17 protein-coding genes and 1 pseudogene are annotated in these 17,298 nt (G+C 58.2%); 12 read left to right on the forward strand and 6 right to left on the reverse strand.

Going from position 1 to position 17,298, the window contains the following annotated elements:
• Window positions 1–27: 27 nt before the first annotated feature.
• Complete coding sequence (locus tag DDF70_RS05545; protein ID WP_114943857.1) at window positions 28–528, forward strand: GFA family protein; 501 nt, start codon at window positions 28–30, stop codon at window positions 526–528.
• Window positions 529–680: 152 nt separating this feature from the next.
• On the opposite strand, the gene DDF70_RS05550 is transcribed toward DDF70_RS05545, so the two are convergent.
• On the reverse strand, window positions 681–1,007 hold the full coding sequence (locus tag DDF70_RS05550; protein ID WP_114943858.1) for a hypothetical protein: 327 nt from the start codon (window positions 1,005–1,007) through the stop codon (window positions 681–683).
• Between the two features lie 257 nt (window positions 1,008–1,264).
• On the opposite strand from DDF70_RS05550, the gene DDF70_RS05555 reads away from it, so the two are divergent.
• Complete coding sequence (locus tag DDF70_RS05555; RefSeq protein ID WP_114943859.1) at window positions 1,265–2,950, forward strand: sensor histidine kinase; 1,686 nt, start codon at window positions 1,265–1,267, stop codon at window positions 2,948–2,950.
• A gap of 38 nt (window positions 2,951–2,988) precedes the next feature.
• Here the strand turns inward: DDF70_RS05555 and DDF70_RS39165 are convergent, their stop codons facing one another.
• From DDF70_RS39165 to DDF70_RS05570, 3 genes are all read right to left on the reverse strand, one after another.
• Complete coding sequence (locus tag DDF70_RS39165) at window positions 2,989–3,288, reverse strand: LuxR C-terminal-related transcriptional regulator (protein WP_114943860.1); 300 nt, start codon at window positions 3,286–3,288, stop codon at window positions 2,989–2,991.
• Window positions 3,289–3,412: 124 nt separating this feature from the next.
• Entirely contained in the window at window positions 3,413–3,745 is a 333-nt protein-coding gene (locus DDF70_RS05565; RefSeq protein ID WP_114943861.1) for a helix-turn-helix transcriptional regulator, read from the reverse strand.
• 37 nt (window positions 3,746–3,782) lie between these two features.
• Window positions 3,783–4,454 carry an AraC-like ligand-binding domain-containing protein gene (locus tag DDF70_RS05570; protein ID WP_114943862.1) on the reverse strand — a complete coding sequence of 224 codons (672 nt, stop codon included), beginning with the start codon at window positions 4,452–4,454 and terminating at the stop codon, window positions 3,783–3,785.
• Between the two features lie 183 nt (window positions 4,455–4,637).
• Between DDF70_RS05570 and DDF70_RS05575 the strand changes: the two genes are divergently transcribed.
• Window positions 4,638–5,159 (forward strand): response regulator, encoded by a 522-nt coding sequence (locus tag DDF70_RS05575; protein WP_245435382.1) that lies wholly within the window; start codon window positions 4,638–4,640, stop codon window positions 5,157–5,159.
• Between the two features lie 211 nt (window positions 5,160–5,370).
• On the opposite strand, the gene DDF70_RS05580 is transcribed toward DDF70_RS05575, so the two are convergent.
• Together DDF70_RS05580 and DDF70_RS05585 are read right to left on the reverse strand one after the other, a co-directional pair.
• Window positions 5,371–7,068: a methyl-accepting chemotaxis protein gene (locus DDF70_RS05580; RefSeq protein ID WP_114943863.1), complete on the reverse strand. Its 1,698-nt coding sequence runs from the start codon at window positions 7,066–7,068 to the stop codon at window positions 5,371–5,373.
• 279 nt (window positions 7,069–7,347) lie between these two features.
• Window positions 7,348–8,673 carry an aminotransferase-like domain-containing protein gene (locus tag DDF70_RS05585; RefSeq protein ID WP_114943864.1) on the reverse strand — a complete coding sequence of 442 codons (1,326 nt, stop codon included), beginning with the start codon at window positions 8,671–8,673 and terminating at the stop codon, window positions 7,348–7,350.
• A gap of 100 nt (window positions 8,674–8,773) precedes the next feature.
• Between DDF70_RS05585 and DDF70_RS05590 the strand changes: the two genes are divergently transcribed.
• The 9 genes and pseudogenes from DDF70_RS05590 to DDF70_RS05630 all read left to right on the forward strand — a co-directional run bounded on the left by DDF70_RS05590 (window position 8,774) and on the right by DDF70_RS05630 (window position 17,287).
• Window positions 8,774–9,736 (forward strand): substrate-binding domain-containing protein, encoded by a 963-nt coding sequence (locus tag DDF70_RS05590; RefSeq protein WP_114943865.1) that lies wholly within the window; start codon window positions 8,774–8,776, stop codon window positions 9,734–9,736.
• 59 nt (window positions 9,737–9,795) lie between these two features.
• On the forward strand, window positions 9,796–10,686 hold the full coding sequence (locus DDF70_RS05595) for an ABC transporter substrate-binding protein (RefSeq protein WP_114943866.1): 891 nt from the start codon (window positions 9,796–9,798) through the stop codon (window positions 10,684–10,686).
• Window positions 10,683–11,618, forward strand: coding sequence for an amino acid ABC transporter permease (locus DDF70_RS05600; protein ID WP_114943867.1), 936 nt, complete (start codon window positions 10,683–10,685; stop codon window positions 11,616–11,618). The genes DDF70_RS05595 and DDF70_RS05600 overlap by 4 nt, the downstream gene beginning before the upstream one ends.
• On the forward strand, window positions 11,615–12,394 hold the full coding sequence (locus DDF70_RS05605) for an amino acid ABC transporter ATP-binding protein (RefSeq protein ID WP_114943868.1): 780 nt from the start codon (window positions 11,615–11,617) through the stop codon (window positions 12,392–12,394). Before DDF70_RS05600 ends, DDF70_RS05605 begins: the two co-directional genes overlap by 4 nt.
• A 59-nt stretch (window positions 12,395–12,453) precedes the next feature.
• Complete coding sequence (locus DDF70_RS05610) at window positions 12,454–13,635, forward strand: M20 aminoacylase family protein (protein ID WP_114943869.1); 1,182 nt, start codon at window positions 12,454–12,456, stop codon at window positions 13,633–13,635.
• A gap of 238 nt (window positions 13,636–13,873) precedes the next feature.
• Window positions 13,874–14,152 carry a hypothetical protein gene (locus DDF70_RS05615; protein WP_114943870.1) on the forward strand — a complete coding sequence of 93 codons (279 nt, stop codon included), beginning with the start codon at window positions 13,874–13,876 and terminating at the stop codon, window positions 14,150–14,152.
• Window positions 14,153–15,080: 928 nt separating this feature from the next.
• Entirely contained in the window at window positions 15,081–15,383 is a 303-nt protein-coding gene (locus DDF70_RS05620; RefSeq protein ID WP_114943871.1) for a hypothetical protein, read from the forward strand.
• Between the two features lie 12 nt (window positions 15,384–15,395).
• Window positions 15,396–16,607: pseudogene (locus DDF70_RS05625) on the forward strand (Wadjet anti-phage system protein JetA family protein); the annotation flags it as partial.
• Window positions 16,608–16,612: 5 nt separating this feature from the next.
• Window positions 16,613–17,287, forward strand: a complete 675-nt coding sequence (locus DDF70_RS05630; RefSeq protein WP_245435383.1) for a DUF4194 domain-containing protein — start codon at window positions 16,613–16,615, stop codon at window positions 17,285–17,287.
• The last annotated feature ends 11 nt before the right edge of the window (window positions 17,288–17,298 follow it).

Raw genomic sequence — 17,298 nt, forward strand, 5'->3', positions numbered from 1 at the left:
GATGAGGGCGAACGGGAGGACATTGTCATGGCGGATCAGGACGAGATGCGGAATGGGCAATGCCGGTGCGGTCAGGTGAAGTTTCGCGTCAGGGGGGCGCCCATTGTCACCATGGCCTGCCATTGCACCGGGTGCCAGCGCATGACCGCGAGTGCCTTTTCGCTGAGCGTCCTGTATCCGAGCGAAAATTTCGAAGTCGTGGAAGGTGAACCTGGAATCGGCGGCCTTCATGGCGCCACGCGCCATTTCTTCTGCCCCTATTGCAAGAGCTGGCTCTTCACTCGGCCCGAAGGCATGGACGAGTTCGTCAACGTGCGCACCACGATGCTGGACGACGCGGCGGATTTCGCGCCCTTCATCGAAACCTGGACACGCGAGAAGCTTCCCTGGGCAGCCACACCCGCAGTCCACAGTTTCGAGACGTTGCCGCCGATGGAGCGGTACCCGGAACTGGTGGCCGAATTCGCCAGGCGAGGGGGCTCTGCTGAGCCGAATGTGCATCGGTGGCGGCTAGAGCATCGGACGTGAACCCGAACTCACGTCTGATGATCTAAGTCATTGTTTTATAGCGTCTTTACATGCAAAACCGGTTCACCCCTTTTGCGTCCGATGCTTTAGTGGGCCATGGCACGAGGAACTTATGTTCGGATGCCTTGGTTCCAGGGACCTTCATCCGGTTCCTACGGCTCCTCAACCGTCCGAAGACTCAGTTGGTCGATCAAATGAGCCCGGCGACCTTCGCAGGCCTGCATCTTCGCTGAGATTCCCTCAAGGCTGCTCCGGCTCGATCCGTAAAAAACTGTTCCGCCGAGTGCTATGGCGATACCCATGACCAGGGTGATCGCGTCAGATTGGAGCAAACCCAGGAAAGACACCACGAACAGAAGAACGCCTACCCCAACCATCACCTTCGCCACGGCCATACTCTTCCGGCAATGCTCGGCAGCGTCGGACAAGGTGTCCATTTCGGCCTCGAGATCGGAGATTTGCTGTCGAAGGTCGGTCATTGAGGCAGTTCTAAACGAGTTCGAGTGTCTGGTGCAGCTCGACTTCGAAGGGCGCGAGCAGCCCCTGGAACCATTGTTCGATCCCGGTTGAGGCAGGTCAACGAATGTCTTGGGCGCGATCCTTAGCCATGTGGACGGTTTTTCGGTGTCCGCTTTCGCCTTAGTCGTTTTCGCGACCAAGAGCAGCTGCATTCAGAGCACTGATCGGATATTAGGAGAATAACCTTCGCTAATGGAGAATACGGCGTGGATTCTCAATGAGCCGGATTTTCAGCCGGCGGGCCCACTCGATTACCGGACATCTCTTCCTCTTCGCCCTGGCGCTCACCCTGCCGGTCTTGCTCCTGAGCGGCTTCATCGGGTGGGCCTATCTGCGCCAGGAGGACCGGCGTATCGACCGTCTGGCCGAGCAGCAGGTCCAGTCCGTCGTCGCACAGATCGACAATCGTCTCGCAGCCTTTCGGGCAAGCCTGAACGTGCTGGCGACAAACCCTGAACTGGTTGAAGGTAACATAGCCAGTTTCCGGTCGAGAGTTGAGCAGGCGAATCTCCCGTCGGATGTCTGGCTGACAGTCCGGAACAAGACCGGCCAGCAGCTGCTCAACACCAGCACACCTCGTGAAGCACCGCTGCCGACCTTTGCCGGAAGGGGCGACCCGACGATCTTCACCGAGGGGCGCCCCTACACTTCAAACCTCATTTGGGCGCCCTTGACCAAGCGGTGGGCAGTCATGCTGTCGGTTCCGGTCCGTGTGCCCGTCGTCGCTGGTGAGGTCAGGTTTGCACTGACGACCGGACTCCCCGCGACGTACTTCAAGGAAATTCTGGAGACTGTGCCGCAAGGATGGATTGCCGCGATCAATGATGGAAACGGTAAGATTCTGGCCCGGTCCACGGCTCATGACCAATGGGTCGGCAAACCCATGGCCCGTGTGGGGTGGGAGATTACGAGGGATGTGCCTGCCGGCCAAGGCGGTCTCTGGCAGGACGTCTATACCCTGGAGGGTACACAGGTTGTCGGTGCGTACTATCGCATGGCGAGTACGGGCTGGCTGGTAGGTGTCTCCGCTTTGCCAGAGATCTACAAGGCACCACGGCGGACCATCATTGGCGTCGGGCTGACTTTGCTCGCTATGTCATTGCTGCTGGCAATCTCGCTCGCTGTCCTTATGGGGCGTCGGATTGCGACTGCGATCAATGCCTTGCAGGTCAAAGCGGTCGCCATGCGCGACATGAGAATTATCGATCTTCCGCGAACGTCTCTGAACGAAGCGGATCATGTTGCGAAAATCATGCAGGACACAGCAAGGATCCTTCGCAAACGGCAAGACCAGCAGACCACTCTCATTCAGGAACTGAACCACAGGGTGAAGAACACGCTTGCCACCGTTCAGGCGATCGGCCGGATGACCATCAGGAACTCGCCTGACTTGGCCACCTTCGAGCATGCGTTTTTCGCCCGTCTGCTTGCGCTTTCAGCAACCCACGATCTGCTCACTGCCTCAGCATGGTCCGGAGTGGAATTGCAAGACCTGCTCACGAAGGAACTGGAGCCATTCCAGGCCGGATCACGTCTGTCGATGGGAGGTCCCTCCGTTGCCCTGACGAGCAAAGTGGCGATCGGCCTCGGAATGGCCATTCACGAGATGGCTACCAATGCCACGAAGTATGGAGCCCTCCACTCCGAGGAAGGAACGATTGAGATCTGTTGGTCGGTAACCGACGGCGTTCTGACTTTCGTTTGGCACGAGCGACGGCAGGACCGCATTGTTCTGCCGTCACGCCGGGGCTTCGGCTCCCGTCTGATCCATCAGACGATCGTTATGGAACTCCAAGGCTCGGCGGACATGACTTACAATGCGAATGGCCTGCGCGCCGTCTTCACGATCCCCTTGAAAGTTGCTGATCATATGGAAGGTCAAGCCGAAGCGGGAGCATCGTGATCCCGCAGGGTCATGACACTTCACCAGCAAGAGCGAGGTCACAGGCGGCCCTGGCTCTGTCCTCGACGCTGAGACTGGATAGATTCGTGCGACAAGGCAGTGCGGGGCCGCTTGCTTCTCGTCCGCGCCTTATAGAGCAGAGACTTGATGTGCTGCCTGATGGCACGTTCACTCACGGATAATTCGTGTGCGATGTCACCTCTCGTTTGCCCACTTGCGATGAGGCAAAGCACTTGAGCCTCTTCGGTTGAGAGCATCGGTGAGGATATTCCCGTGCCGGATTGGGTGTAAGGTCGGGGCCTTCGCTTGCAGCGTAGGCAGATAATATTTCCTGTCATGATGGTTGCCCCCCAGCAACGCAGTTTCAACCCATCATAGCGTCAGGGGGAGCATCTCACTTTGCCGATCGGCGCAATCTCTGTGCCATTTGCCTCAACCGAGTACGGCCCGCAGCCGGGTTGATCACACCCGGAGATCGCGGATCCACTGGGCAAGGATTGGGCCGTCTGAACTTGATCGGCCGCGCTGGACCGCGATCTGGGCCAGTGTCCCTTCAGAGCGGGCCTCCCGAGGCGACATGCCGAACATGCGCCGGAACGCGCGGCTGAAGGCAGCTTCGTTCCCAAAGCCCCATGAATACGCGAGATCCGCTATCGAGCGGCGTGACGGGGAGGGGGAGGTGAGTTCGGCAAAACAGCGGAACATCCTTCGCTCGCGGATATAGCCGCTCAGCCCGCCAATGGGTTCGAACATCCGGACAAGAGTTGCCCGTGACACATGGAACTCGCGGGTCATGCTCTCGACCGTCAGATTTGGATCGGCCAGATTCGCTTCAATGTAACGTTTGATGGTTAGGAGAAGGGCTTCCCCTCTTGGCCGTCGCGACCGTGTCCCGTGAATCGGATGAAGCGCCGAAACAGCCGGCGATCAGGCTCGCCGTCGCTTCGGAGATGGCAGCCCCATCCTCCGCACTCAAGGACCCAGCGGTTTTATGGATGGTCTGCATGTAGGTGCCGAGAACATAGCCGAGACCGGTCAGGCCCGACAGTACCGTGCCGTGGAGTTCGTCAGGATGTCTGAGAAGAGGCTCCAGCATGGTTCTTGGAACAATGCAGTTCAAATTATGGAATCGCTCGGCCTGTGTCTGCAGCGTCTGTGAGAGGTCGAGGATGCTGATATCGCCGGGCCGCACTCGGATCGCACGGCCATCAACCTCTCCGGCATAGCCGCCCTGTGTGTATAGCTGAACGACGTAGTGATCGATCCCACTGCGGGCAATCGTAAGCTGCGAACGATGGAATTGCTGAGCGTTTGCGCTCACACTCCCGAAGACTAGAGGACCGAGGTGGTAACTATCGACTTTGACCTCGAAGGCATCGACCGCGCCTGGGTCAGAAATCGAAACGTCGAACAGCGGAGAGGTTATGCTGCGCCAGGTCCAGAAGGCCTCTTCGGCGGATGGGACCGCAGATCCGACGAACGAAAAAGAGGGCAGGCCGGACATGGTCGATTGTTCGCCCCAGGTTTAGATTGTGGCGTCACTTGATCCGGAGAAAAGCTACCGGACTGTGATGGAAAAGGAATACGTATTGTCCGCATCTCCGAAAAGAATTTCGGTTGTGATCGGAAGATTATTGCTGAGAGTCTTCCCGCTATCGAGAACACCAGTCCAGCCGTTAACTCTTTGGTGACCATAGCCATACTTGCCGGATATCGCCCTGAACACCAGCCGCCGTGGGTCGTTAACGACGCGGATGTGTTCAGTGAGGTTGCGTATATGGCTCCAATGCTGTCCCCTTGGACCCGCCCTGAGCGGGCGACGAAACCAGCCGTCAAATCGCTGCGTCAGCGTGTTCTCGTTGTCGAGGACGAGTTGATCATTGGAGAAATTGCGGCCGAAGCGCTCATTGACGCGGGCTACGAGGTCTTCACGGCAGCCAGCGCTGAGGAGGCTGAAATCATACTGAGGGACATGTCAGTGGATGTGCTGTTCACGGACATCAACCTCGGTGGTCAAGACGGCTTCGAGCTGGCGCAGACCGCCCTGTCTCTCCAGCCCTTTTTATTGGTTGTCTTCACCTCGGGCCGCTCCCGGATCTGCCACGGTATGTGCGCGTCAGTGGGATTGCCTTTTCTCGCCAAGCCTTACCGCCTCACGGAACTGGTCGAGACAGTCGAACGTGCCTTGAAAGCAAGATCGACGCAATGACAGGCCTTCGTCGACTCCCCATATCAGGCTCGACTTGGTTCCATAGTCGGAGTGGTCGCCGTCCACACGTCTCAATGCGAATGGCCTGACACGAAAAGAAAGGCGCCCCTTCGCAACAGCGGCGCCTCTCATGCTCGTGTCGATATAGGATCAAGCTGTCCCAGGGAATCTCAGTCCGACGGGATCTGTCCTATCGATCGGAGTGCTTGCTCTAGGCTGCCTTCACGTCACGAAGGAACTGGCCGACCTCATCCCCAAGGCTATTGGAGTGGCGAGCCAGCTCTTGGGCTGCGCTCAACACCTGCGAGGCCGCGGCCCCGGTCTCACCGGCACCCCGACGCACGTCGCCGATGTTTCCTGTGACATGCTCGGTGCCGCGGGCTGCTTCGTGAACGTTGCGGGCGATCTCACCCGTCGCCGCACCTTGCTCTTCCATCGCTGCTGCGATCGTGACCGAGATCTGTGACATTTCCCCGATAGTCTGGGTAATGGTCTGGATTGCCTGAACTGCCTCTCGGGTCGCCTGCTGCACCGATGCGATCTGGGACGAGATCTCGTCCGTGGCCTTGGCCGTCTGGTTGGCGAGTTCCTTTACCTCGGACGCAACGACCGCGAAGCCCTTGCCGGCTTCACCGGCCCGCGCCGCCTCAATGGTGGCGTTGAGCGCCAGCAGATTGGTCTGCCCCGCCACAGAATTGATGAGGGCAATGACGTTGCCGATCCGCTCCGCAGTGGAAGCCAGCTGCTGCACGATGGCGTCCGTGCGCTGGGCATCGCGCACCGCGCGCTCGGCTATCCGTGATGACTGGGACACCTGCGTTGCGATCTCCCTGATAGAGATCGACAGCTCCTCCGTGGCGGCTGCGACCGTCTGCACGTTGGCTGAGGTCTGCTCGGCGGCCGAGGCCGCGCTGACCGTCTGAGTGTTGGTCTGATCCGCTATCGACGTCATGGTCTGCGCCGTGGCTTCCATCTCCGTAGCCGCCGAAGCTAACCCTTGCGTCATGGCAGAGACATTGCGCTCGAAATTCCGGGTCAGCTGATCAAGCACCTGGGCACGGCGCATCTTTGCCTCGTTCTCAGTCTGCTGTTCGGCGGTGAGGCGGCGTGCCTCAATCGCATTGTCCTTGAAAATTTGGAGCGACCGGGCCAAGGCGCCAACCTCGTCCTGGCGGTCCGTGCCGGTCACAAGGATATCGAGTTCACCCGCGGCCAAGCGTCCCATGGTATTCGTCATAGACCCAAGCGGCCGGGTCACGCCGAGGAGAACGATTGCACAGATCAACCCGATGGCGAAGGTCAATCCACCTGCGGCAGAGCCGATAAGCCACCATCTCGTGCTCATTGCATCGGAAGACGCTTCCTGTTTCATCTGCTCCAGTTCGAGCGCGATGCCATCGGTGCTCGTGGTGATCTGGTCTCGCAATGCGCGTCGCAGATCGCGAGCCGCACCGTTCGTAATCTCGGCGGCCTTCGCATCGTTGCCCGCCATCGAAGCGGCGAGGCTCTGTTCAAGCACTTTGAAGTAGCTCAAGGTCGCGCTTTTCAGATCCTCGTTGAGCTTCCTGAATTCATCGGAACTGGAGAGTTCGACAATCCGGTCCAGATCTTCCGATGCCTTCCTGGTCGCGCTCTTGAATGCATTTTCAACGCTCCTGACCCGCTCCGGAAGATTCTTCGGTGTCAGGATCATGCCTTTTTCTTGGATCGAGGCCTCGTTGATCTGCGTGTTGACACTCTGTACCAAGCTCAATCGCTTCGCATCATTATCGACGATGCGTTCTGCGTTGGCATTCATTTCGTCGAGGCCTGACACCGCCATGGCGATCAGGCCAACAGTAATCGCAACAAAGATAACAACCGGAACGGCGATCTTGGTCAGCAGCTTCAAATTGTTGATGAGTTTCATAGTCTTTCATTGGCCCGCTCGCATCGCCGCGAGAAGCGCACGCCCCCAGACGCGCATGAACCAGGCCGCACCAAAATTAGACAAAGTCGTGAAGAAGGCCTTAAGTTTTCGCCGGCTGCACAGACGATAAACTCTCTGACGATAGGAATATATCAATATTGAATGTGTTTTGGATCAGGTCACGTTCGCGGGGTGCGCCGCCTCAACTGAGATCTATTGAATATCGTCCTAGGTGAATAGCATCTTCGTGACCACATGACCACCGACATCATCAGTCAGTCAGGTACTGGCCGCCAATGCGATCGAATCTGCGACCTTCTCGTAACGATCCGATAATGTTGCAGTCGCAATACGCAAATGGCGTGTCGGCAAGTTGGAGAACTTGGCACCCGGATGGACGGCAATACCGTGGGCGGCAAGCGTTACCATAGCGAATGGCTCGGAAGACACCGGCACCCAGGCGCATAGGCCTTCACCGTGCACGGCTTCGACCCCCCTCTGTTGCAGGGCGCTGACGAGATGAGCACGCCGGCTGTGATAAATCGTTCGAGCCTGAGCGATGGATTCCTGTGTCGATGGATCGCGTAGCAGCCAGGCAGTAGCTCCCTGCAGGATACGGCTTGTCCAACCGGCGCTAAAGCTGCGGTACGACTGAATCTGCTCGACGATTGCACGGGAACTGGAGAGGACGGCGAGACGCAAGTCGGGTCCATGTGTTTTCGAGAACGACAGGATGTGGATGACGCGGTTCGGGAAGTGAGCCCCCAGGGAATGGCGCGGAGCTGCGGAGATATCCCCGGTGCCGTCGTCCTCGACGATAAGTGTATCGACCTCCTTCAGAACTCCGGCAAGTGCACCCAGCCGTGCCCGGCTGACACTTTGGCCGGTCACGGAATGCAGCCGTGGTTGAAAAATGAATGCAGCAGGCCTTGCTTTCAGCGCTGCCTCAAGGGCTGACGGCAGCGGCCCTTCGCCGTCACATTCGACCGGTATGATGCGAACTCCCCGGTCTTCCAGAATATCGAGGAGGCGCATGCCCGTCGGGTTCTCAATCGCAACGGATGCTCCTGGCGGCAGCAGGGCGTGAACCAGAGTGTAGACCGCGTTATAGCCGCCATTCGTCGCGAGAAATGCCTCCGGCTCATAGGGCCACGCTTTTCGTACTTCCTCCTCTAGTTCCGGCAGGATCCTGTTGCGCTCGTAGCTGTTGAGGTTCTCCGCCGAGGCACCATAGGCCATCGCTTGCGCAAGCGGCGGCAACAGGCGGACATCGGGAACGGCTGCGGTCAGGTTGAGAATACCTTCGCCGTAATTGCCGGAGCTTCCGAGCCGGTTCGGCTTCGCGACGAAACGATCGCCGCTCACCCAGGTGCCGTTTCGGCCTCGTCCGCTGATAATATTCTGGCGCCGCAGTTCACTCCACGCTTCTGAGATCGTCGCAGGACTGACGCCGAGCGCGAATGCAAGATCACGGATCGGAGGTAACTTTGTACCAACTGTAAGGGTGCCAGCGCGGATCAGTGCTCTAGTCTCGAGAGCGATCCCACGAATGGTTCGATCGTTCAGCTTCTCGGCAAACCAATGCGCGTCTCTGTTTTCAGCCATGCTTCACCAAATTTAATGTTCAATAACATAATACAGTTTGATCAATGCATTATGAACATTTTAACTGCGTGGAGAACAAGTTTGCTGTGAGTGATTGCCGATGCCATTGACCCTCCGTCTCGCCCTCCGCGACTGGGATTACATGACGCCTCTGGTGTTGGGCGACGTCCGGTCTCCTCGCCTCGACATCAAGGTCGATCGCGTCGGTACTCTTATTGCCAATGTCGCCCGCGACCCGTCTTATGAAGGGGCGGAGATGTCCTTCAGCCGCTATTCGCAACTTCGGCATGACGGAGATGAGAGCGTTGTCGGCATCCCGAACTTCATCATGCGTGGGTTTCGGCATCGGTGCATCATCACCACAAAGGAAAGCCCCATCCGCAAGCTGTCGCATCTCGCCGGAAAGAGGATTGGCGTGACCGGCTGGCGGGATTCCGGCAATACATGGACCCGCGCCGCCGTCCGCCGCGAAGGCGTCGAGATCGAGGATGCCAAGTGGTACGCGGGGCGGCTGACGGAAGCTCATCCCATCACGGACCGGCTCGACGGTTTTGGACGTCCGGGTCGCATCGAAGCCGCTCCAGGTGAGCGGCCGATGGTCGATCTTTTGAAGGACGGGGGCTTGGATGCGATTTTCACACCTTTCATGCCGCCGGGATTCTTCGATCACGACTCACCACTTCGCCAGGTCCTCGACGACTTCCGGGCGGCCGAGGTCGCCTACTTCCATGAAGTTGGCTATGTGCCGGGCATGCACCTGATCGGCCTTAAGGCCGAGCTCGTCAGGGAGCATCCTTGGGTCATGGATGAGCTCAGCGATCTGATCGACGCATCTCAGCGTATGTGGCTGGAGAAACGCGAGAAATATGCGGATACCACGCCCTGGATGATCGACGAGCTCCGTCGCTGCGCCGCCGACTTGCCACCCTCCTGGAATATCAGCGGCCTCGAGGCGAACGAGAAGATGATAGGTGATTTCGCCACCGAGCTGTACGAGCAGAAGATTCTGCCGCGCGTGCTGACGCCCGCTGATCTCTTCCCTTGGCACACATACGGCAGATGAATTTTGCCAGAGTGACTGACGACCTGACACGGTGTTCTCAAACAGAAAGGGTCTCTCCCATGCATTCGAAACTGATTGCCTCGGCCACACTCGCAGCGCTGCTTCTTGCAGGTTCGGCCATCGCTCAGGAAGCCACCATCCCAAAGCAGAACGTGAACGAGGAGTTGCGGGCACGCCTGCCGGAGAACGTCCGCACCGAGGGCAAGATGATTTCGGTCAACAATGGCTCGTTCCCTCCCTATGAAATCGTGACCGGCACGGAGATGACCGGTGCGAGCAGCGATTTGACGGATGCGATCGGTCAGGTTCTCGGTGTCAAGATCGAGCATGCCACCGTTGGTGGCCTGCCGGCGCTGCTCGCCGGCGTGAATTCCGGACGCTACCAGTTTGCATTCGGTCCTGTCGGCGATTTCAAGAGCCGGGAAGAGGCCAACGACTTCGTCGACTGGGTTCAGGAGTTCGTTGTCTTCGCTGTCCAGAAGGGCAATCCCAAGGGCATCACCTCGCTGGATACGGCCTGCGGCAATCGCATCGCTGTCATGGCAGGAGGCTCCGCCGAACGCGTAATTCAGGCTCAGGCGGAGAAGTGCAAAGCCGATGGCAAGGAAGCCCTCACGGTTCAGTCCTATACTGATCAGCCGAGCTCGATTCTCTCCGTACGCTCGAAGCGGGCCGACGCATTCTTCTCCTCCCAGGCGCCCCTGACATATTTCGTTGCCCAAGCCAACGGTCAGCTCGAACTGACCGGCGTCGGCCAGAAGAACGGCTTCGAGGATCTCTATCAGGGCGCCGTCGTGCCCAAGGGGTCGCCGCTTGGCCCGGTGCTGCTCGATACCATCAAGCTCCTGATGAGCAACGGAACCTACGCCGCCATCATGAAGAAGTGGGGTCTTGAGAACAACATGCTCAAGGAGCCCGGAATCAACCTTGGTGGAGTCCTTCCGAAATGAGCCGACTTGATCTGTCGAGCGCATCGCCCTCCGGCGATGCGCGCTTCCGGGACGTGGCAACGGCCCACACTCCCTTCCGCTTGGGACGATTGATTCTCTGGGCCGTCATCCTTCTCGTGGCGGCGAACTTCGCTTGGATCGTCGCCCATAACGAAAACTTCGGCTGGCCCGTCGTCGTTGCCTATTTCTTCGATCCGACGGTCATCAAAGGCCTCTATGTCAGCCTCGGACTTACGGTCGTCGCGATGGCGCTCGGCACCGTACTCGGACTTGGACTCGCCATTGCCCGCATGTCCAAGGATCGTCTGGCAAATTCATTCGCCTCGCTGTTCATCTGGTTCTTCCGCGGCACGCCGCTGCTCGTGCAGCTCATCTTTTGGTACAATCTGTCCACTTTGTTCCCGCAGCTTTCGATCACGATCCCCTTCGGACCAACGCTCGCGAGCTGGGACACGAACTCGGTCATCACACCGATGACGGCCGCGATCGTAGGACTTGCACTCAACGAAGCGGCCTATATGGCAGAAATCATTCGTGGCGGCCTTCTCTCCGTGGACCGCGGCCAAACGGAAACCGCCGAAGCCTTCGGCATGACGAGGGCTCGTGCCCTGTGGCGCATCATCATCCCGCAAGCCATGCGCTCCATCGTGCCGCCCACAGGGAATCAGCTGATCAGCATGATCAAGGCCACTTCTCTCGTCAGCGTGATCGCAATGGCCGATCTGCTCTATTCGGTGCAGTCGATCTACAACCGCACCTTCGAGATCATTCCGATGCTGCTCGTGGCGGTCATCTGGTATCTGCTCATCACATCGATCCTCAATATCGGGCAGAGCTATATCGAGGCCTATTACGGCCGCAGCGAGCGTCGTAACAGGACCGCCGATAAAGCGGTTCCCGTCGGCGCAGCCGTACAGGAGGCAAGCCATTGAGCGCCGCCCAGACCATGAAGCCACTCGTCGAGGCTCACGACGTTCACAAGTCTTTCGACCACCTCGAAGTGCTGAAGGGAATCGATCTCGACGTCATGCCGGGAGAGGTCGTTGTCATCCTTGGCCCCTCCGGTTCGGGAAAATCGACCTTCCTGCGCTGCATCAATCACTTGGAAGCCATCAACAAGGGCTTCATCGCGGTGGATGGAGAGCAGATCGGCTACCGGCTTCGCAACGACCGTCTTGAGAAGCTCTCCGCGAACGGCATCGCCCGCCAGCGCCGAAAGATCGGCATGGTGTTCCAGCAGTTCAATCTCTACCCGCATATGACGGTTCTTCAGAACATCATTGAGGCGCCTGTGGGCATTCATGGCGAAAGCCGTCAGGAGGCAACCCGAAACGCCTTGACGCTCCTGGAACGGGTCGGATTGTCGGAGAAGGCCGGAAGCTATCCACGCCAGCTCTCCGGCGGCCAGCAGCAGCGCGTTGCGATCGCCCGCGCGCTGGCGATCAAGCCCAAACTGATGCTGTTCGATGAGCCGACATCGGCACTCGACCCCGAACTGGTCGGTGAAGTGCTGGCGACCATGCGCGATCTTGCCAAGCAGGGGCTTACCATGATCGTCGTTACCCACGAGATCGGCTTCGCCCGCGAGGCGGCGGACCGGGTCGTGTTTATGGACGGCGGCAAGATCGTCGAGATGGGCAGCCCGGACGACGTAATCGGCAATCCGCAACATCCTCGCACGAAGGCGTTCCTGTCGCGCTTTCTGTGACCATCGCCGGCCTTTCTCCTTTGTCAAGACAGCCCTTCATTGTCAGTCGGACGAATTACATGCTCAACGACAACGTCTTCGCCAGGGTCTCGGATTTCGAAGCCATGGAAGCAGAACTCACCGGCATCCGCCAGTATCTACACGCCAATCCGGAACTATCCTTCGAGGAGGCCGAAACGGCGCGTTTCGTCGCCGATAAGCTCGAAGGCTGGGGCTATGAGGTGACCAGAAACGTCGGCGGGCACGGCGTCGTTGCGCGCCTGAGCGCAGGAGAGGGGCAGAAGGGCATCGCAATCCGAGCCGACATGGACGCTCTCCCGATCGCGGAAGAGACCGGCGTGACCTATGCGAGCCAGTCCCTTGGCAAGATGCACGCCTGCGGCCATGATGGACATACGACCGTCCTGCTGGGGGCTGCCGAATACCTGGCCCGGACCCGCCGCTTCAACGGCACCGTTACACTGATTTTCCAACCCGCCGAGGAGGCCGGCAAGTTCAGCGGCGCCCAGGCGATGATCGCCGACGGTCTCTTTGAGCGCTTTCCGTTCGACGCCATCTTCGGCCTGCACAATCATCCTGGCGTACCGGAAGGCGACATCCTTCTGCGCGCTGGCCCAATGATGGCCTCGTCCGACACCGTCAACATCACCATCAAAGGGCTTGGCGGGCATGCCTCACGCCCGCATCTCACCGTCGATCCAATCGTGGTCGCGTGCAATTTGGTGGTCACGCTGCAGACCATCGTTTCGCGAAACATCGATCCGACCCAGACCGCCGTCGTCACCGTGGGAACGATCCACGCGGGCAGCGCCGTGAACGTCATCCCGGAATTTGCCAAACTCGCAATCAGTGTGCGTTCGTTCGATCCGAAGATCAGGAACCTCCTGCAGGAACGCATCGTCAAGCTGACTCAGTCCGTCGTCGACGGCTACGGCGCCACTGCCGAGATCGACTATGAGCGGGGCTATCCGGTTGTCGTCAATTCCGAGACGGAGACGGCCTTCGCCCGCACGGTTGCAGAAGAGTTGATCGGATCCGACAGGGTATCGACCTGCCACCTCATCCCGGGAAGCGAGGACTTCGCCTATTTCCTCGAACATAAGCCGGGAAGCTTCCTACGGCTCGGCAACGGCACGAATTCCGCGATCCTGCATAGCTCGAAATACGATTTTGCGGATGGCAGCCTGACCACCGGGGCTGCACTCTGGGCCCGGTTGGTAGAACGCTACCTCGGCGAATGACGGGTGAGCGAAAGATCGTCCTCAACAAGCACGTCATAGAACGTTGCCTGCATCAGGCAGGTAGAGATGAACTCTATGACAGTCGCCGGCCTGCGGGTCGACGCCTGTCATGCCTGTGATGCGTGTCAAAAATTTTATAGGAGCCAACGAGTTTAACGATCGCTAGACCGATCTCCGGTAAAGACAATATATGTCGGGAGAATGCCCGGCCTGCCGACCGTTTTTGCCAGGAGTGTTCATGGCCAAACCATCAAAACTGTTGAATGCTTACGAATTGATGGTGGCTGCCGAGGAAGAGAAGCGCCGCTTGATGCCCGAGCGACTTGTGACTCTGGTTGCGGACAAACCCTGGATCAGGGCCGTGAGTCAACACTCAGAGGCCCGCCAGGCTTTTCTGGACGCTGCGATCGACTTCTGCCGCTCCGAGAAAGCCAAGCCGCGGAAGCCTTCCGGTGAGACGCGCGTGAAGCAGCCGATCCATAAAGGCATTGATCAGGATTTTCCCTGCGGCATGTGACGGGGCTGTCATGCCGCTCATCGCCTAGGCAGAGCCATCGGGTATCCTCATGCTGGGCGACGCCGGCTGAATGGCCAGCGAAAGGGCAGGGTGGTCCGCCGCTCGTACCAAGCACCGCATGAAATGCGAATTCAGCGGCGGGACCGCCGAGTAGTAATTCCGAACAGCGCTAGGCAATGCAAAGTGCTATACCTTCAGTTGGGGGCAATGATCGAGCCGCCAGGAAACGAACCAAGCGTAATCGCGGAGCGTTCAGGTAAACGCGGAGGCCGGGAGTGTCTTCCGATTAACTCCGCGTCGCACCTCGATAGTGTAACGTGCGATCGGCGAACGGAGAGCACAGGTGCAGCAGAGCACCGAAACCGTAGAATCGTGCCGCCGAAGAGCCATAAACGCCAATGGGCGGTGATCGTCTTGTTCGGCCGCCGCTTAGGCCCAGATGTCCGCAGCCGGCCAGCGACCTGCCCGAGAAACTTCGTCTCGCACTGTTCAGTCAGGCTCAGGTGGATGTAGGGCAGGGTCATTCAGCCTGATAGTGCGGACCCGTTGTCCGTAACGGAATCCGTACCTCGGTCTGCCATCTCATTAACTTCGAGTCTGTAATCTGAAATTTCGCTGATTTTTCAACGATCAGCGTTTTCTGACTTTAGGTCCAATCTCATGAAGCTTGAGTCTGCAGTCGTGATAGACGCTTGAAATCCGAGTCCCGAGTCCGAAAATACCTCCAGATAGAGATAAACCATTGATGTTGCTGGATTTATCCTTCTCAACCAAACTACTTATCCACAACGGCTTGTTGGTCGAGTTCCACTTTGCGCTCTTACCATCAAGAGTACCGGGAATGGTATTGATTACACGTGCGAGTGGATGGAATATATCATAAACGACCCTCGAAGCCGCGCGTCCCGCGGTGCGGAGACACTGCGCGGTGCCGCTGTTTGTCCATCTCAGCGATAAGATATTCCTGCCCTTCAGCCGGGGTAACAAGTTCCTCTATGAGGCTATCCTTATAGCAGTCTATGAACGGTTCTACAGAGACGCGCCCCGGTTTCCCCGTAAGGGCGAGGTCATTGCCGAAATCTACGAACTTTTGAAGGCTCGGCCCGAATTGGTGGATGACGAAGCCTCACTTGCGGAGCTCCCCGAGGTCAAGCACCGAGGCCGCCGTAGAATGAGGATTGCCAAGACTGAGGGTTCTGCAGGCGAGATCGCAGACGAAATCCTGAAGTAAGCCCGTCTCCACTACGACTACCTCGTCGAGAGCGGATGGCTGGAGGAGGAGAAGTTCGGCGTCCAGGTCACAGTGGATATGACACCGGGTGGTCTCGCGCTTCTGGAGGCCTTGTACCGGATCAGAGAGGGATTCTCTCTGCATTTCTCTGGAACACTGGTACAGCTCAATTTGATGCTGGACGGCATTACGAGAGATCCACATCGCAACGCTCTGTCGCTCGACCAAGTGAGACGCAGCCTTGAGTCTTTCGTCCGCCATCTGCGGGCCATCATCTCCGACTTGAAGCGGATCAAGGCTGAGATGGCCGCCAGCGACAGCCAGAAGGCGCGTCTTCATGTCTTTATGAAAGGATTCGTCGAGCGCTTGCTACTCAAGGATTTTGCCTCGCTGCATGAGAGCAATCATCCCTACCGCTACAAGAACGAAACCCTCGTGGCAGTGCGGCGCCTTGCTTCTGACCCGGAAACCCTTCGAGCGGTCGGCTTAGCCTATGCCGAGAGCGCGGATCCTGAGCTTATGAAACGGGCCGGCGAATGGGAGGTCGAGCGGCGGGCCGCTATCGAGGCCGGGATCGTCCGGGTCGACGCAGACTTCGCGACAATCATCGCGATGCTCGGTCATATCGACCAAATGTTTGAGCGCATCCGGGACTTCCAGATTCAGCTTGAGAGCCGGATCAGGAACATGCTCCGGTACAAAAACAAGAGCCGTATGGATCTTGGAAGACGCTCGGAAGAGACAGTCGATAGGCTCATCGCTTGGATTGGGCGAAATGAGAGAAAGGCAGATCTTCCCCTCGTTGATGGCTTCCTTGATGGGCCTGTTCGCCCATTCGGCATGGCCCTGCACGGGACACCCAGGCGTGAGCGGGTTGGGGTCCAGGCTGCCGAGGTCGTGGTTCGTACGGCCGATCCTGTTGACCTTTTCCTGCAAGAGCTAAAGTCCCGTCACTCCCGCCGCCTCTGGCCAGACGATGAGCGTTTGACCGATTTCCTAGAGACGGCTCTTGGAGAACGTGACGAGGTGGCGGCCAATCGTCTGGAGGTCGATACTATCGATGACTTCCTAGCTCTCGACGCGGTCCTCCTCATGGTACGCCGTGGGCAACTGACACCTGCTCTACAAAGACGATATGTCATCAAGGCGCTTCCAGGAGCGCAGATCGACAATCCTTACATGCAGAGCGAAAGCTTCCTGATTCAACGAAGGAGCGGGGGGTGACAACCATGCTTCATGAGAATGATGCCACAGTCATCGGGGATCGCCTCCCAGATCTCAGGAAAGCAATTCATTACCTTCAGCACCGGCAGTTTTTCTGCATTCAAGGAGAACGGGCGAGTTCCGTCCGGCGTGTTCTTGAGAATCCTGCACTCCGGTCCATGGTCGCGCGTCACTTCGACTTTGCCGGGTACGATCTGGAATTCAACGAAACAGAGGGGTGGTATGGAATAGTCCCACGGATCGAGGAGGTCGCCACCCCCAAGATGTCTCCCACTCAGACCCTTGTCCTTCTGTTTTTGGCTCTGCACTGGACGAAGTGCATGGAGCGAGGCGACCTTGACCTGCGTGCGAACGCCATCACGACCCTGAACGAATTCTGGCTCGATATCGAGGATAGGCTCGCCCGCGGGCAAGGCCCAATCCTGAAGGTCGAGAAGATACTTGAGATGCTGAAAGGTGACTTCAGCCATAAGGGGATCGTCAGTATCGGCGAACTCGATGCCGAATCCGATGACTATGAAATCACGATCCGGCCGTTTGTGAGACTTCTTGCAGGCGAAGACATCATCGTCAGGGTCAACAAGTTCCTAAATGTCGATGAGCGTACCACCGTGCAGATAGTAACAGAGAGACTCCGCGAGTGGGAAGAGATGACGCCCTCTACGGACGAGGAAACTTGAGGGGGCTTAGC

The sequence above is a fragment of the Microvirga calopogonii genome (assembly GCF_003347665.1).
GTDB classification, from domain to species: Bacteria; Pseudomonadota; Alphaproteobacteria; order Rhizobiales; family Beijerinckiaceae; genus Microvirga; species Microvirga calopogonii.

Excerpts from the sequence above, each read along its gene's own strand:
- DDF70_RS05545 (WP_114943857.1), top strand. The coding sequence starts at position 28 with ATGGCGGATCAGGACGAGATGCGGAATGGGCAATGCCGGTGCGGTCAG.
- DDF70_RS05550 (WP_114943858.1), bottom strand. The coding sequence starts at position 1,007 with ATGACCGACCTTCGACAGCAAATCTCCGATCTCGAGGCCGAAATGGAC.
- DDF70_RS05555 (WP_114943859.1), top strand. The coding sequence starts at position 1,265 with ATGAGCCGGATTTTCAGCCGGCGGGCCCACTCGATTACCGGACATCTC.
- DDF70_RS39165 (WP_114943860.1), bottom strand. The coding sequence starts at position 3,288 with ATGACAGGAAATATTATCTGCCTACGCTGCAAGCGAAGGCCCCGACCT.
- DDF70_RS05565 (WP_114943861.1), bottom strand. The coding sequence starts at position 3,745 with ATGACCCGCGAGTTCCATGTGTCACGGGCAACTCTTGTCCGGATGTTC.
- DDF70_RS05570 (WP_114943862.1), bottom strand. The coding sequence starts at position 4,454 with ATGTCCGGCCTGCCCTCTTTTTCGTTCGTCGGATCTGCGGTCCCATCC.
- DDF70_RS05580 (WP_114943863.1), bottom strand. The coding sequence starts at position 7,068 with ATGAAACTCATCAACAATTTGAAGCTGCTGACCAAGATCGCCGTTCCG.
- DDF70_RS05585 (WP_114943864.1), bottom strand. The coding sequence starts at position 8,673 with ATGGCTGAAAACAGAGACGCGCATTGGTTTGCCGAGAAGCTGAACGAT.
- DDF70_RS05590 (WP_114943865.1), top strand. The coding sequence starts at position 8,774 with ATGCCATTGACCCTCCGTCTCGCCCTCCGCGACTGGGATTACATGACG.
- DDF70_RS05595 (WP_114943866.1), top strand. The coding sequence starts at position 9,796 with ATGCATTCGAAACTGATTGCCTCGGCCACACTCGCAGCGCTGCTTCTT.
- DDF70_RS05600 (WP_114943867.1), top strand. The coding sequence starts at position 10,683 with ATGAGCCGACTTGATCTGTCGAGCGCATCGCCCTCCGGCGATGCGCGC.
- DDF70_RS05610 (WP_114943869.1), top strand. The coding sequence starts at position 12,454 with ATGCTCAACGACAACGTCTTCGCCAGGGTCTCGGATTTCGAAGCCATG.
- DDF70_RS05615 (WP_114943870.1), top strand. The coding sequence starts at position 13,874 with ATGGCCAAACCATCAAAACTGTTGAATGCTTACGAATTGATGGTGGCT.
- DDF70_RS05630 (WP_245435383.1), top strand. The coding sequence starts at position 16,613 with ATGCTTCATGAGAATGATGCCACAGTCATCGGGGATCGCCTCCCAGAT.